Source organism: Methylobacterium sp. D48H, assembly GCF_053345715.1.
The window spans coordinates 1-794 of record NZ_JBKFAP010000078.1; the positions used below are offsets into that span (position 1 = coordinate 1).

Sequence of the window (794 nt, forward strand, 5' to 3'; positions counted from 1 at the left end):
ATCTTGTGGAGCTGGCGCGCCGGTACGGGCGCTACGGCTACCGGAAGATCGGCGCGCTGCTGAAGGCGGCCGGCTGGTTGGTCAACGACAAGCGGGTCGAGCGGATCTGGCGGCGCGAGGGGCTGAAGGTGCCCGGCCGCCAGCCGAAGAAGGGCCGGCTGTGGGACGGGGATGGTTCCTGCCTCCGGCTCAAACCGGAGCGGCGCGACCACGTGTGGGCCTACGACTTCGTCGAGGCGCGCACCCATGACGGGCGCAAAATCCGGATGCTCAACGTCGTCGACGAGTTCACCCGCGAATGTCTGGCGATCCGCGTTGCGCGCAAGCTGAAGGGAGCTGACGTGATCGACGTGCTCTCGGACCTGTTTATCCTGCGCGGCGTGCCCGAGCACGTTCGTTCAGACAACGGACCCGAGTTCATCGCCAAGTCGGTGCAGTCCTGGATTGCGGCCATTGGCGCAAAGGCCGCCTACATCGCGCCGGGCTCACCGTGGGAGAACGGCTTTGTCGAAAGCTTCAACGCGCGATTGCGGGATGAACTCCTGAACGGCGAGATTTTCTACACCCTGAGGGAGGCACAGATCATCATCGAAAGCTGGCGTCGGCACTACAACACGATCCGCCCGCACGGTGCGCTTGGCTATAAGCCACCAGCGCCGGAGGTGTTCGTGCCAGCCATGACCGCTTGGCCGACTGCGCTCGCCCGACCGGCTCCGTCGGCCAAGCTACCCGTAGAGCAGAGGCCGACCCTGCACTAACTTTGAACTCGGACCACCGCGTGGGGGCTGGTCACT

General features: G+C 65.1%; 1 protein-coding gene. It reads left to right on the forward strand.

The window, feature by feature from the left end; all coding sequences use genetic code 11:
• Positions 1-758 (forward strand): IS3 family transposase (locus tag ACLBX8_RS31545; protein WP_447716402.1); only part of this gene is annotated, 758 nt, incomplete at its 5' end.
• Positions 759-794: the final 36 nt, after the last annotated feature.